General features: G+C 64.1%; 13 protein-coding genes. 6 read left to right on the top strand and 7 right to left on the bottom strand.

The window, feature by feature from the left end:
• Window positions 1-8 precede the first annotated feature (8 nt).
• Both JET14_RS06715 and JET14_RS06710 read right to left on the bottom strand, forming a co-directional pair.
• A complete protein-coding gene (locus tag JET14_RS06715) occupies window positions 9-1,526 on the bottom strand; it encodes an energy transducer TonB family protein (RefSeq protein WP_200337356.1) in 1,518 nt (505 codons plus the stop codon).
• A gap of 77 nt (window positions 1,527-1,603) precedes the next feature.
• Window positions 1,604-2,047, bottom strand: a complete 444-nt coding sequence (locus tag JET14_RS06710) for a hypothetical protein (RefSeq protein ID WP_200337355.1) — start codon at window positions 2,045-2,047, stop codon at window positions 1,604-1,606.
• A gap of 189 nt (window positions 2,048-2,236) precedes the next feature.
• Here JET14_RS06710 and hemP point away from each other — a divergent pair, with 189 nt between their 5' ends.
• Genes hemP through JET14_RS06685 form a run of 5 tightly spaced genes read left to right on the top strand, consistent with a single transcriptional unit; the run spans window position 2,237 to window position 6,278 of the window.
• Entirely contained in the window at window positions 2,237-2,404 is a 168-nt protein-coding gene (gene hemP / locus JET14_RS06705) for a hemin uptake protein HemP (protein WP_200337354.1), read from the top strand.
• A 15-nt stretch (window positions 2,405-2,419) separates the two neighbouring features.
• The gene (locus JET14_RS06700; protein ID WP_200337353.1) at window positions 2,420-3,481 is read left to right on the top strand and encodes a hemin-degrading factor; all 1,062 of its coding nucleotides are present in this window, start codon (window positions 2,420-2,422) and stop codon (window positions 3,479-3,481) included.
• An 8-nt stretch (window positions 3,482-3,489) separates the two neighbouring features.
• On the top strand, window positions 3,490-4,371 hold the full coding sequence (locus JET14_RS06695) for a heme/hemin ABC transporter substrate-binding protein (RefSeq protein WP_200337352.1): 882 nt from the start codon (window positions 3,490-3,492) through the stop codon (window positions 4,369-4,371).
• Between the two features lie 7 nt (window positions 4,372-4,378).
• Window positions 4,379-5,479: a FecCD family ABC transporter permease gene (locus JET14_RS06690; protein ID WP_200337351.1), complete on the top strand. Its 1,101-nt coding sequence runs from the start codon at window positions 4,379-4,381 to the stop codon at window positions 5,477-5,479.
• 10 nt (window positions 5,480-5,489) lie between these two features.
• A complete protein-coding gene (locus tag JET14_RS06685) occupies window positions 5,490-6,278 on the top strand; it encodes a heme ABC transporter ATP-binding protein (protein ID WP_200338010.1) in 789 nt (262 codons plus the stop codon).
• 18 nt (window positions 6,279-6,296) lie between these two features.
• On the opposite strand, the gene rsmD is transcribed toward JET14_RS06685, so the two are convergent.
• Complete coding sequence (gene rsmD, locus JET14_RS06680; protein WP_246750546.1) at window positions 6,297-6,854, bottom strand: 16S rRNA (guanine(966)-N(2))-methyltransferase RsmD; 558 nt, start codon at window positions 6,852-6,854, stop codon at window positions 6,297-6,299.
• The gene (locus tag JET14_RS06675) at window positions 6,835-8,340 is read right to left on the bottom strand and encodes a pseudouridine synthase (protein WP_246750545.1); all 1,506 of its coding nucleotides are present in this window, start codon (window positions 8,338-8,340) and stop codon (window positions 6,835-6,837) included. The genes rsmD and JET14_RS06675 overlap by 20 nt, the downstream gene beginning before the upstream one ends.
• Before the next feature lie 69 nt (window positions 8,341-8,409).
• Between JET14_RS06675 and JET14_RS06670 the strand changes: the two genes are divergently transcribed.
• Window positions 8,410-8,859: a nucleoside deaminase gene (locus JET14_RS06670; protein WP_200337349.1), complete on the top strand. Its 450-nt coding sequence runs from the start codon at window positions 8,410-8,412 to the stop codon at window positions 8,857-8,859.
• A gap of 106 nt (window positions 8,860-8,965) precedes the next feature.
• Here the strand turns inward: JET14_RS06670 and JET14_RS06665 are convergent, their stop codons facing one another.
• From JET14_RS06665 to ileS, 3 genes are all read right to left on the bottom strand, one after another.
• Window positions 8,966-9,445, bottom strand: a complete 480-nt coding sequence (locus JET14_RS06665; protein ID WP_200337348.1) for a GNAT family N-acetyltransferase — start codon at window positions 9,443-9,445, stop codon at window positions 8,966-8,968.
• Window positions 9,446-9,468: 23 nt separating this feature from the next.
• Complete coding sequence (locus JET14_RS06660) at window positions 9,469-10,137, bottom strand: hypothetical protein (protein ID WP_200337347.1); 669 nt, start codon at window positions 10,135-10,137, stop codon at window positions 9,469-9,471.
• A gap of 269 nt (window positions 10,138-10,406) precedes the next feature.
• The gene (gene ileS / locus JET14_RS06655) at window positions 10,407-13,358 is read right to left on the bottom strand and encodes an isoleucine--tRNA ligase (RefSeq protein ID WP_200337346.1); all 2,952 of its coding nucleotides are present in this window, start codon (window positions 13,356-13,358) and stop codon (window positions 10,407-10,409) included.
• Window positions 13,359-13,621 lie beyond the last annotated feature (263 nt).

The following is a 13,621-nucleotide window of genomic DNA, read 5'->3' as shown; positions in this document are numbered from 1 at the left end:
CGGATATTCTATCGGCGCAGCGTGAGATTGACCGGCAGGGTGAAGCTCTTCTGCGCGCCCGCGTAGCTTTCCGGAAACGGCCCGAAGGAGCCTGCTGCCCGCGCGCGCTGCAGGACAACCGCATCCACCTGGCTGTTTCCCGAGGAACGCGCCAGCGACAGGGCGGCGATATTGCCTGAACGGTTGAGCGTCAGCCGGATGGTCACCGTGGTCGTGAGTGGACCGAGATCACGATAATAGCGTTCCGCCGCAACCGACCGGGCAAGCCGTGCCTGTACCCTGCCCGCATAATTTGCCATTGCCGCCGCGCCATCGCCTGACGAACCGCTGCGCGATTCGGCTGCCTGGGTGGCTCCCCGCTCGGATGTGCCGCTGACAGACCCACGGCGCGCATCGCGCGCCGACTGGCCGCCGGAACCGGCGCTCTGACGCTGCGCAACCCTTCTCTGCTCGGCGGCCTGTTCACGCTGGCGCTCTGCCTGGGCCTGACGGGTTGCCACCTGGTCTTCAGGAAGCGGCTCTGATTCCCAGGGGTTGGGCTGAGGAACCGGCGGCGCGATATCATAGGCAAGTTCAGGGTCATCTTCCTGCGCCGTAATCGTCTCCGCCTGCGGCATCTGCGCTGCAAGTCTCTCGACTGGCGGCGGCGCTTCGACCTCCTCGGTCTCGGGGCGCGCGGCATAAGCCAATTCGGGCGGAGCGGCCACTTCGGTTTCGGGCGGTGGCGCGACCTCGGAGACGAGCGGCGCTGCAGGGGCCACAGTGTCCGGGGCCGTCGCTTCGCTTGGCGCGACAGCCAGCACCTCGGGTTCGGGGCTAGAAAGCGCTGCCGCAGGTGCTGCTTCGGTCGCTTCCGTGGGAACCGCCTCGGCCGCCTCAACCGGCGCTGCAGTTACCGTTTCGGCTGCCGGCGTGGTCTCAGCGAGCGTTTCGACCGGCGGCGGTTCGGAGACTTCGGGGCTCAGGCTCTCGACCTCGGCGGTAGCCGCCTGTTCCACCGGAACCGGCTGGGCCTCGACCTCGGTTGGCTGAGCCTCTTCCGCGCCACTGGCAGCCGCATCGACATCGCCATTGCCCAGCATCACGACGCTGACGACGGCTCCGCCCTCTTCCTGCGGCGCTTCGGGAATGATTTCAGTCACATGCATGGCCATGGCAAAGACCGCGCCATGAAAGAGAACGGAAACCAGCGCAGCCACAGGCAGGCGTCTGCCTGTCGAGGCCTTTTCGTTGCCGCCATTGACGCGCGGCAGGGGGATGCTGCCGAAATCTTCCTGTTCGGCTGCCAGTTCAGGCACATCTTCGGCCGACGCAGGCTCATCGGCCTTGGTTGCGGCGGCAACACCGGCTGCCGCCTTCAGTTCCAGGACGACGGCGTCGAGATCGGCAGGCTTGCGGCTGGCCGGCGCCACGACAGGCGCATCCGCCTTTGCCGCGGTTTGCGGAGGAGAAACGGGCTCCACCGGCTCCGCGTCGCGGACACCGCCCGGCAAACCCATCGCAAACATCGCCCTGTCATCCGTCATCGGCAGCTTCGTCTTGGCATGTCTTATTGTCTTATTGGTCTTGGCGCAGAGCGCGCAGTGTCTTGTCGACCGGCGTCTCAGCCGTCGAAGGGAATGCCGGCTTTCGAACCGGTTTCAAGCTCTGCCATGCAATCGGCTCCGGCCACATCGCAGACCTTGAGGTCGTTGAGCAGCAGGCCGCCAAGCGCATCGCAGCCCGCGCCCGGCAGTTCGAACTGGCGCACCCGCATCTTGCCGGCCGGCAGCGACAGGAAGTCGAGCATGGTCAGCCTGTCAACGACGCCCTCCGTGTCGAACAGCGCCACTTCAGCCTGCAGGCTGTCGATCGGCGCCGACAGGTTGTTTTCCACCAGGAAGGTCAGCTTGCAGCCATTGTCGGTCGTATCCAGCGCATTGAGCGAGATCGAAAGTCCCGCCTTTCCGTCCGCCGGCATGGCGGCATCGCCCGTGGCGGTCTCCTGGGCCAGGATCGGCTGCGACAGGGCGAAAAGCGCGGCGGCGGCGCATGGGAAAATTTTCATTTCTCAAATCTCCGGCGGTTTTGGATCGGAAGTGTCGGGCGGCGGACGTGCTGCCCGGCGACACCCCATCCTATCGCTCACTTCGGAAAACGTCTATTGCGTGGATAGACAAAGGTGACTAATAGAGTCAACTTATAAAACAGGATTCGAAGATTCAAGTTTTAACCCGAACAGACAATATCGATCAGGATGAATGACGACAAAACGGCCGGACGGGCCGAAGCAAGCGAAAACGGCGCACCCGTGCTTCAAAGCGAGACGCTCTTCAAAGGCGGCAATGAGGTCATCATTCGCCACCAGGGCTCCGACTACCGCATGAAGATCACCCGCCAGGGCAAACTAATTCTGAACAAGTAAGACGAGACGAGACCGATGACGACCAAGACACCCGAGGATATCCGCGCCTTCCGCCGTGACAACCCGAAGATGCGCGAGCGCGATATAGCCTCGCAGCTCGGCATTTCCGAAGCAGAACTCGTTGCCGCCGAAGTCGGCCTCACGGCAACCCGCATCTCTCCCGAACCGGCCCACCTTCTGGCGCATGCCGAAGGCTTCGGCGAGATCATGGCGCTGTCGCGCAACGAGAGCGCGGTGCATGAGAAGATCGGCGTCTTCGAAAACATCAGGAGCGGCAAGAAGGCCGCGATCGTGCTGGGCGAGAATATCGACCTCAGGATATTCCCCAGCCGCTGGGCCCACGCCTTTGCCGTCACCAAGACGGATGACGAAGGCCGTGAAAAGCTGAGCCTGCAATATTTTGACGTCACCGGCGCCGCCGTCTTCAAGGTGCATTGGCGTCCGAAATCCAATATCGACGCTTATCGCGCCTTCATCGAGGCTCACAGGCTGGATGACGATAGCCAGACGATCGAGACGGGCGAGATCATGGCCCACGATGCCGATCACGCCCGCGACCCGCAGGCCGTCGATGTCGAACTTCTGCGCGACCGCTGGACGGCGCTGACCGACACCCACCAGTTCTTTGGCATGCTGAATGACTTGAAGGTGCACCGCCAGACCGCCATTTCGACGGTTGGCGACGACTACGCCTTCCGCCTTGCCGATGATGCGGTCGGCACGATGCTGCACAAGGCCGCGGAAGATGAAGACCTGCCGATCATGGTGTTCGTCAACAATAACGGCATCGTGCAGATCCATTCCGGTCCGGTGAAGAAGATCGTCGAGATGGGGCCCTGGATCAATGTCATGGACCCGACCTTCCACCTGCATCTGCGCCGCGACCACATTGCCGAGGCCTGGCTGGTGCGCAAGCCGACGAGCGACGGCCACGTCACCTCTGTCGAGGCCTTCAACGCGGAAGGCGAGATGATCATCCAGTTCTTCGGCAAGCGCATGGAAGGCTATGCAGAGCGTCCGGCCTGGCGGGCGCTGGCCGAAAGCCTGCCGCGCCGCAACGAAACCGCAGCCGCCTGAGGAGAGACATGTCTGCCATCTTATCCGCGCTGAAGACCGCGCCCCTCATCGCCGGCCTTCTTCTGGCCGACGCCACGACGGCATCGGCCGCCGAGCCGCTCGAGGATACGTCGGCGCTCGTCACCATCGGCGGCTCCGTCACCGAGATCGTCTACGCGCTCGGCGCGGGCGATGCCGTGATCGGCCGCGACACGACCAGCACCTATCCGCCGGAAGCGCTCGCGCTCCCCGATATCGGCTATATGCGCCAGCTTTCCCCGGAGGGTATCCTCTCCGTCAATCCCTCCGCCATCATCAGCATCGAGGGCGCCGGGCCGCCGGAGACGATGGAGGTGATGGAGAAGGCCGATGTCGACCTCGCCATCGTTCCCGAAGACTACAGCCGAGACGGCATCATCGGGAAGGTCACCGCCATTGGCACGCTACTTGGCCTTGAGGACAGGGCCAGTACGCTTGCCGACGAGATCGCCGCCGAACTGGATCCGATTCTCGCCAGAAACGCCGCACGCGCGCCGGACGAAAGAAAGAGCGCGATCTTCATCCTCAGCCTGCGCGGCGGCAAGGTGATGGGATCGGGCACAGGCACGGCCGCCAATGGCGTGATCGAGGCCGCGGGCCTCGAAAATGCTTTCGGCGATATCGAGGGCTACAAGACGCTGTCCGACGAGGCAGTCATCGAGGCGGCCCCCGATGTCATTCTGCTGATGGATGGCGCGGCCGGCAACCACGTACCGAAGAACGAGGATATCGCATCCCAGCCGGCCCTGGCCCTGACGCCGGCCGGCGAGGCCATGGCGATCTACCGCATCGATCCGGTCGGCATGATGAATTTCGGCCCGCGCTTCGGCGAGAACCTGTCGAAGCTGACGGCTGAAATCTACGGAGAATAAAGCGCGCATGGTGGTGATCGACACGCTGACATCGGCCGGAAGGCGGCTCAACTGGCGCGAAAGCGGCGACCGCTCGCATATCGCGGCTTTCACCATACTGGTGCTTGCCGTGGCCTCGGTCTTCGCGGTTCTGGTCTCCGTGGCCAACGGCGCATCGGATGCCTCGGTCTTCGATGTCGGTCGGGCTATCCTCACCGGCAATGCGGATGATGCACTCGCCGCGCGCGACCGCATCATCGTCTTCGATATCCGTTTGCCCCGCGCCATCATGGGCTTTCTGGTGGGCGCATCGCTCGCGGTCTGCGGCACGGCCATGCAGGGCCTCTTTCGCAATCCGCTGGCGGACCCCGGCCTGGTCGGCGTTTCCGCCGGCGCGGGCCTTGGCGCGGTGGTGATGATCGTGCTCGGCGGCACGGTCGCCGCGCCGCTGACCAATCTCCTCGGCTTCTATGCTCTTCCCGCCGCCGCCTTCCTGGGCGGACTGGCAACCACGCTGACGCTTTACCGGATCGCGACGCGGCACGGCCAGACATCCGTTGCCACCATGCTGCTTGCGGGCATTGCGCTGTCCGCTCTGGCCGGAGCCGCCACCGGCTTTCTCGTCTACCTTGCCAATGACCAGCAATTGCGCGACCTCACCTTCTGGTCGATGGGATCGCTCGCCGGCGCCACCTGGACCAAGATCTGGGCGATCGCGCCGATCATGCTGGCGGCCTTTGCCGTCCTGCCTTTCATGGCGCGCGGGCTCAACGCCATCACGCTTGGCGAGGCGACGGCCTACCACATCGGCATTCCCGTGCAGCGGCTGAAGAACATTACCATTGTCGCGGTGGCGGCCGCGACCGGCGCGGGCGTTGCCGTTTCCGGCGGCATCGGCTTTGTCGGCATCGTCGTGCCGCATCTCCTGCGCCTCGTCATCGGCCCGGACCATCGCTATCTGCTTCCGGCCTCCGCCCTTCTCGGCGGCGCGCTTCTGGTGCTGGCCGATCTGTTCGCGCGCACCATCGTCGCGCCCGCCGAACTGCCGATCGGCATCATCACCGCAACCGCCGGCGGCCCCTTCTTCCTGTGGATCCTCTTGAAGAACCGCTCGCGCCTCAACCTGTGACCGCATGACCATGATCACCACCTCCCGGATCTCCGTGGCGCTTTCCGGCCGCCCGGTTCTCAACGACGTTTCGCTCGAGGCGCGCGCCGGTGAACTGACCGCCATTTGCGGCCCGAACGGCTCCGGCAAGACGACGACGCTGAAGGCGATTGCCGGCGATCTGAAATCCGAGAGCGGCAAGGTCGCCATCAATGGCGCGGATATCGCAGCGCTTGCGCCGTGGCAGCTTGCCGAATTGCGCGGCGTGCTGCCGCAGGCGTCCAATCTCGCCTTCCCCTTCACCGTGACCGAAGTGCTGCGCATGGGTCTTTCGGGCCGCAGCCACCGCGCGGGTGAAGCCGACCGGCAGACCATAGCAAAGGCCCTGAAGGCTGTCGATCTCAACGGCTTCGAGGGGCGTTTCTACCAGGAGCTTTCCGGCGGCGAGCAGCAGCGCGTCCAGCTTGCCCGCGTGCTCTGCCAGATCGAGGCGCCGGTCGCCGACGGCTCGCCGCGCTGGCTTCTCCTCGACGAGCCTGTGGCAAGCCTCGACATTCTCCACCAGCTGGCGATCATGCGCCTTGCACAGAGCTTCTGCCGCGCCGGCGGCGGCGTCATCGCCGTCATGCACGATCTCAACCTGACGGCGCTCTTCGCCGACCGGATCGTCCTGATGAAGGATGGAAGCGTCGCCGCAGCCGGTACGCCAAAGGATGTGCTGACCGACGACAATCTCTACGCCGTCTTCGGCGCACGGCTTGTCGTCAACCAAGCACCAACGGACGGCACAACCTTCGTCCTGCCGCACAGCGCACTGTGAAGGCTGACGGCTGAAAGCCTAAGGCTGGTACCGGTAGAAATGCATCCGCGTATCGCCGAATTCGCGCTCTTCCAACGGCGCAAATGCCGAAGGAAGCGCAGGGCTGACGTCGGCCGTCTCCTCCAGAATGACGAGCGCATCCGGTTTCAGCCATCCGCCCTCGCCGGCCGCCGCAATCGCCTTTTCGCCGAGCCCCTTGCCATAGGGCGGGTCGGCAAACAGCAGATCATAGGGCTCCAGCTTGCCGACGCTGCCGAGCTTCGTTGCATCCCGGCGCATGATGCGGGTGCGGCCTGCGAGCCCGAGCGCTTCGATATTGGCCCAGATCAGACCGCGCCCCTCGACGCCGTTTTCGACAAAGGTCGCGGCCCTTGCCCCGCGTGAGACGGCTTCGAGGCCCACCGCGCCGGTGCCCGCGAAAAGCTCCAGCACGCGCGCGCCCTCCACCGCATCCGGGTAGCCATGGGCCAGGATGTTGAACAGGCTTTCGCGGGTGCGATCCGTCGTCGGCCTGATCTCAGAGGATTTCGGAGTCGCGAGCGAACGCCCGCGAAACTCACCGCCGACGATCCGCATTGCCCCTCGGCCCCTTGCCGCCTGCACCACCGCGTGGCCGGTTATTGCCCTCCGGCTTGCCGCGCTTGCCGTTGTCGGGACGTGCGGCGCGCTTGTCGCCCGAAGGACGCCCGCCTGCCGGACGGCCTTCACCGCGCGGCGGACGGCCTTCGCCGGCCGGACGTTTCGGCCCGGAGAAACGCTTTTCGCCTCCGGCCGCCGCATCACCCTCGGCGCGCGGCTTGCGCGGCCCCTTGACAAAACCGCCGCCGGGCTTGCCGCCCTGCGGTTTTCCGCCGCCTCTTGCCGGCCTTGAACCAGCCGGGCGTGCTGCGCGCGGGCTATCGCCCTCGCCCCGGCGGCGTGAATCCTTGCGGGCGTCGCGGCGGGCGTCCTCACGGGCCTTGTCCTCGGCCTTCTTCTTCGCCTTGGGGCCGAGCGGACGGGCACCGGCGGCCATCCAGACATTGGCGGAGCGGGTATTGCGCTCGACATCGCGCACCGGCTTTTCCTCGCCCCTGCGCTTGGTATCGAGCCGGTCGCGGCCACGCTCGGCGCGCTCCTGCCGGTCAAGCTTTTCCCTGCGGGGGCCACGCTTCGGCGCCTCGGCCTCAGCCGGCTTCGGCACGGCGGCCTCGCCGTCATGATAGATCGGCGCATCGAAATTGGCGCCGGATTCCTCGATCAGGCGCGGCCCCAACTGGTCGCGCAGCGTGCGTCCGCGCACTTCCAGCACATTGCCCTCGGCCAGCTCGCCCAACTGGAAAGGCCCGTAGGAGATGCGGATCAGGCGCGAGACCTCGAGACCGAGCGCGCCGAGCACATTCTTGATCTCGCGGTTCTTGCCCTCGCGCAGCCCCATGGTGATCCAGACATTCGATCCCTGCTCGCGATCCAGCGTCGCGTCAATCGCGCCGTAGAGCACGCCGTCGACGGCAATGCCGTCCTTCAGCTTGTCGAGGTCGTCCTGCGTGATCCGCCCATGGGCGCGCACGCGGTAGCGGCGCAGCCAGCCTGTGGCCGGCAGTTCCAGCACGCGCGCAAGCCCGCCGTCATTCGTCAGGAGAAGAAGGCCTTCGGTGTTGATGTCGAGACGGCCGATCGAGATGACGCGCGGCAGGTCCTTCGGCAGCTTCTCGAACACTGTCGTCCGGCCTTCCGGATCGGCATTGGTCGTCACCAGGCCGGCGGGCTTGTGATAGATCCACAGCCGCGTGCGCTCGATGCCGCGGATTTCCTCGCCATCGACCTCGATCTTGTCGGCAAGCGTCACGTTCACGGCCGGGCTTTCCAGCACCTTGCCGTTGACCTTGACGCGGCCGTCGAGGATCATCCGCTCGGCATCGCGCCTGGAGGCGACGCCGGCGCGCGCCAGGATCTTGGCGATACGCTCCGGCGCGCGTTCATCGGCCTGCGCCTTCGGCGCGTCCTTGGCCGATGCCGGCTTGCCGGCAGGCTTGCCCGAAGGCTTTCCGCCGCGTTTGGGGAATTTGTCTTTCTGGTTCATTTCGCTTTGCCTGTTGATCCCGATCCTCTAACAGGACAGGAAGAATTGGTTAAGAGGAAACTTGTCAAAATGGCCGCGGGCAGCGATTTCATGGCATTGGCGCTCGATGAGGCGGAGGCCGCCGGCGCGCGCGGCGAGGTGCCGATCGGCGCCGTCATCGCGCTGGACGGAACGGTCATCGCCGCGGCCGGCAACCGCACGCGCGAACTGAATGACCCCACGGCCCATGCCGAAATCCTCGCCATCCGCGCCGCATGCGAGATCATCGGCTCGGAACGGCTTCCCGGCGCCCATCTCTACGTCACGCTTGAACCCTGCGCCATGTGCGCGGCGGCGATCTCGTTCGCCCGCATTGCGCGGCTCTACTATGGCGCTGCAGATCCGAAGGGCGGCGGCGTCGATCACGGCGGCCGCTTCTTCGACCAGCCGACCTGCCACCATCGGCCGGAGGTCTATTCCGGCTTTTCGGAAACCCGCGCTGCGGCGCTTCTGAAGGACTTCTTCAGCGAGCGTCGCTAGAGCGCCGTGCATCCATTCGGATGCACAAAGGACGCTCTAACCTATTGAATCTACGCATCGTGCTTTCCGAAAATCGATTCCGATTTTCGGGCCGATGCTGTAGGCTTCATTGGCCGGCAAAGGCCGAGAGCGCCTCGTCTTCCAGGCGGTAGCGGATCCATTCGCTCTGCGGCTTGCCGCCGACGCCGTCATAAACGCGGATCGCATCGACATTCCAGTCGAGCACGCTCCATTCCATGCGGCCGCAATTCCTTGTCACCGCAACCTCGGCAACGGCGCGCATCAGCGCCTTGCCCAGCCCCGCGCCGCGAAACTCCGGCGACACATAGAGGTCTTCCAGATAGATGCCGTTGCGCCCCTGCCAGGTGGAGAAGGTAAAATAATAGACCGCGAAACCGGCGGGCTTGCCGTCAATCTCGGCAATCAGGCCGCCCGTCACCGAGCCCTCGCCGAAGATCGCCTCGGCGAGCCCCTCTTCGGTGGTCTCGACCTTGTCCAGCGCCTTTTCGAATTCGGCGAGCTCGCAGACAAAGCGATAAATGGTAGCCGCGTCGGCGCGCTCTGCCGGCCGGATCAAATGGTTCATCATATTCCCCGGAAAAGACCCGCCTACTCCTGGCCGGCGTTCTTGGACGAATCGAGGAAGTCCTCGGTCTTGCCGCTCTTGCAGTTCAGGAACAGGAAGCAGCGGTCCGGATCCTTGCCCTCGGCCAGCTTCTGCCGGCGGCGTTCCTTGGCGCGCTCGGGATCGCCCAGGTCATTGAGCGCCTCGGGGCTGGAGGGCGTGCGGTATTCCTCCGGCGGATCGATCAGGTAGCGCCGCTGAGTGATGTCGATCGAATTGGCCTCCGTGCGGGCCTTGCGGAAGGCCTCGAGCTGTTCCTTCTCGGTCAATTGGCCCGTGCTCTTCGCGCCGACGAGCGGCGACTTGTAGAACGGGTTGTCCTCATTGTCCTCGATCTCCTGATAGACGCGCTCGCGCTGTTCTTCCGGCGATTCGATCCAGTTCGGATTGTCGACAGAGGCCACGGATTTCTGCGGCGGGACAAGCGGCTGGCCGGCCATGTTCTTCGACGGCTTCACCAGTTCCGGCCGGGCCTCGTAGTCGATATCGGGCTTATCCGGATTGATCACCAGAACAGCCTCTCCCAGATCCTCGACCAGCTGCGTGGTGGCGGACGTGCCGGTGCCATAGGTCGGCGCGCTGACGCAGGAAGCAAGCGAAGCGGCGCCCGCAAGGGCGAGTGCAAGTTTCATCGAACGGAAAACAAAGGTCATGCGCTCTACTACCACTCCTTCGATCAGCAAGCCACCGCATCCCGGGCCGGCCGCCGATCTCGTTCTTTCCCTGGCGCGCCGGTCTCCCGAAAATCCGGTTCGACCCGACGCACTCCGGCACCGCTGGCGCCACTTACTCTTCCGGCGATCTGCCATCATTCGGCGACAAATCCGGCGAAAACGCGACATTCCTACCGCAGAACGGTCTTTTTCGCAATTCGTCCAAGGAATTGCAGCCGGACGAAATTTCGCCCGGCTGTCCTGTTCGCTCAGGCCTTGCCGGCCAGTTCCCGCAATGCCGCCGCATCGCGCGCGGAGACATCCGGATAATCGGGATCCGAGCCGACATCATCGGTGATCCGCCAGGAGCGCGCGCATTTGCGGCCCTCGGCAAGCGCCGGCACGACGGCGACATTGGCGACGTCGGGCAGGCGGAAAGCCTCTACCGGTCCCTCGCCTTCCTTCACCGTGATCGCCGAGGTGATGCAGATCTCCTCGAAATCGCGGTCATCCAGCGCGGCCAGAAGCGTCTTGTCGTTGACGTAGACGACCGGAGCCGCTTCCAGCGATGAACCGATCCGCTTGTCCCGACGTTCGACTTCCAGCGCGCCGGTGACGACCTTGCGGACCTCGCGGACTTTCAGCCACTTGGCCGCAAGCGCCTCGTCCTTCCAGTCGGCGGGCACGGTCGGGAACTGTTCCAGATGAACAGAAACGGCCTCCGGATTGCGCGACAGCCAGGCCTCTTCCATGGTGAACGGCAGCATCGGCGCAAGCCAGGTCACCAGGCAGTCGAACAGCCTGCGGATGACGACGAGGGCCGAGCGGCGGCGCAGCGAGGACGGCGCATCGCAGTAGAGCGCATCCTTGCGGACGTCGAAGTAGAAGGCCGAAAGCTCGATATTGGCGAAATCCGTCAGCGCGCGGGCGATCTTCTTGAATTCGAAGTCGTCATAGCCCTTGCGCACGAGCTGGTCGAGTTCGGCCAACCGGTGCAGCATCAACCGCTCCAGCTCCGGCATCTCGGGGATCGCGATCTCCTCGCCCTCGTCATGGGCAAGCGTGCCGAGCATCCAGCGCAGCGTATTGCGAAGCTTGCGATAGGTGTCGACATTGGTCTTGATGATCGTTTCGCCGAGGCGCTGGTCTTCCCAGTAATCCGTGGTCATCACCCAAAGCCGGAGGATATCGGCGCCGGATTTCGCCATCACATCCTGCGGGAACACCTGATTGCCCAGCGATTTCGACTGTTTGCGGCCTTGCTCGTCCATGGTGAAGCCATGGGTCACGACGGCGTTGTAGGGCGCGCGGCCGCGCGTGGCGCAACCGACCAGAAGCGAGGACTGGAACCAGCCGCGATGCTGGTCGGAGCCTTCGAGATAAACATCGGCCGGCCATTTCAGGTCCGGACGGTCTTCAAGGACGAAGGAATGGGTCGAGCCCGAGTCGAACCAGACATCGAGAATGTCGGTGACCATTTCCCATTCCTCATTCGCCCGGCTTCCAAGGAAACGCTCGCGCGCGCCCTCGGCAAACCAGGCGTCCGCCCCTTCATTTTCGAAGGCCTCGAGGATGCGGCGGTTGACGGCCTCGTCGACCAGCACCTCACCGGCCTTGTTCGCGAACAGGCATACCGGCACGCCCCAGGCGCGCTGGCGCGAGAGCACCCAGTCGGGCTTGGTCGTGATCATACCGTTGAGACGGTTCTTGCCGGCGGCCGGCACGAAGCGCGTATCGTCGATGGCCGAAAGCGCGCGGGAGCGCAGCGTCGTCTGATCGCCGAGGTCCTTGTCCATATAGACGAACCATTGCGGCGTGTTGCGGAAGATGACCGGCTTTTTCGAGCGCCAGGAATGCGGATAGTCGTGCTTGATCCGGCCGCGGGCAAACAGACGATCGGCGGCGATCAGCGCCTTGATGACGCGGTCGTTCGCATCGCCCTTCTTGCCGTTGTCGTCCATGACGCGGGCAGCCCCGCCTTCAGCCGACGGACCGAAGCCCGGAGCCTCGTCGGTGTAGAAGCCATCGTCTCCCACCGTGAACGGGATCTTGGCCGAGACGCCGCGCGCTTCGAGGTCGCGGGCACGATCCATCCACGCGTCAAAGTCCTCGCGGCCATGGCCGGGGGCGGTGTGGACAAAGCCCGTACCGGCATCGTCGGTGACATGGTTTCCAGCTAGCAACGGTACTTCGAAATTGTAGCCTAGAGCTGCGAGCGGATGAGCACATGTGATACTCGCGACTTCATCGGATTCGAGATGGGTAAGCATCTCCAACTTGACTTTAGCTTTGGCTGCGCACTCCTCATAAAGGCTATTTGCCAAAACAACGCGCTCTCCCTGTTGCGGCCCATACTCGTTTTCTGCAGCCGTGACCTCGTAAAGCCCATACGCTACGTTTGGCGAATAACTGATGGCACGGTTGCCGGGTATCGTCCAAGGAGTGGTAGTCCAGATAAGGACAAAAGCTGACTTGAGCTGAGCCAAACGTTCGGAAGCCTTATCTGGGTCGTTGAGGCGGCGAGCTTCGTTGACACTCGCCTCGACCACCGGAAACTTCACCCAGATCGTGTCCGACTGGACCTCGTGATATTCGACTTCCGCCTCGGCCAGCGCCGTGCGCTCGACCACCGACCACATCACCGGCTTGGAGCCGCGATAGAGCTGGCCGGATTTGGCGATCTTCAGGAGTTCGCCGGCGATCCGCGCCTCGGCATGAAACGCCATGGTCGTGTAGGGCTTTTCAAAATCGCCCTCGATGCCGAGCCGCTTGAATTCCGCCGTCTGCACGTCGATCCAGTGCTGGGCGAAGTCGCGGCATTCCTGGCGGAATTCGTTGATCGGCACCTCGTCCTTGTTCTGGCCCTTGGCGCGATAGGCTTCCTCGATCTTCCATTCGATCGGCAGGCCGTGGCAGTCCCAGCCCGGCACGTAGTTGGAATCGTAACCGCGCATCTGGAAGGAACGGGTGATCACATCCTTCAGGATCTTGTTCAGCGCATGGCCGATATGGATGTTGCCGTTGGCATAGGGCGGGCCGTCATGCAGCACGAATTTCTCGCGCCCGGCGGCGTCCTCGCGCATCTTCCTGTAAAGATTGATCTCCTCCCAGCGGGCGACAAGCTCGGGCTCCTTCTTGGGAAGGCCCGCGCGCATCGGGAAGTCCGTCTTCGGCAGGTAGAGGGTTTGGGAATAGTCGATCGTGTCTCTTGTATCGCTCATGGTTTCGCGGCTTTTTCTCTGGTGCGGCGCCTGAAACGGCGCGCTCTCGCAAGTCTTTAGGAAAACTGTCGGTGGCAGGGGCGTGACAAACGCCGAAATCCCGGACCTTCCGGCGCCCTGTCAGGCTGCGCGGAAAGCCGGGCCGATAATTCGAATGATGCGAAACCGTATCCCAGTCATCATGGGGCCGTCTTTACGGCTTTTTGCCCGGGATGAAAAGAGGAAAGACGGAAAAGCCGATACCCCCGGTCCGAAGAGGCCGG

This window comes from Martelella lutilitoris, assembly GCF_016598595.1.
GTDB lineage: Bacteria > Pseudomonadota > Alphaproteobacteria > Rhizobiales > Rhizobiaceae > Martelella > Martelella lutilitoris_A.
Note: the sequence above shows the minus strand (reverse complement) of the source record. Positions and strands in the feature narration are given on the sequence as shown.